A 379-nucleotide genomic window follows, 5' to 3' on the forward strand; every position below is an offset into this window, starting at 1 on the left:
CACTGTGCAGTTCTCAAACAACACACAAACAACCACATTCACGTTGACACCAACACCCACCACAGTGGAGCGGTATGACAACTTGCAGTTATTTGTCGTTACTTCCTAGAAAGAAACACTCACGTGTTCTCTCAGGACCCAACAGTATGTCGATATAATTTGTTCTCCCACCAGCACTGAGGCCGGCAGTAATGAAAACGAATGCTTGTCAGCGTCCACCCATGAGCAACCACCGTTCCACATACGGGAACGAAATGGCCTCTGCTTTCCTCAACCACACCTGTGTGCGGCGAGCGAAAGAGATGCTCCTTAGAAAGGAGGTGATCCAGCCGCACCTTCCGGTACGGCTACCTTGTTACGACTTCGTCCCAATCGCCGA

Annotated in this window: 1 rRNA gene; it reads right to left on the reverse strand. The window is 50.7% G+C overall.

What is annotated here, in order from left to right:
* Positions 1–313: 313 nt before the first annotated feature.
* A 16S ribosomal RNA gene (locus EEB13_RS31320) occupies positions 314–379 on the reverse strand; the annotation flags it as partial.

Origin of the sequence: Rhodococcus sp. WS3 (genome assembly GCF_003797085.1) — a bacterium.
GTDB lineage: Bacteria > Actinomycetota > Actinomycetes > Mycobacteriales > Mycobacteriaceae > Rhodococcus_F > Rhodococcus_F globerula.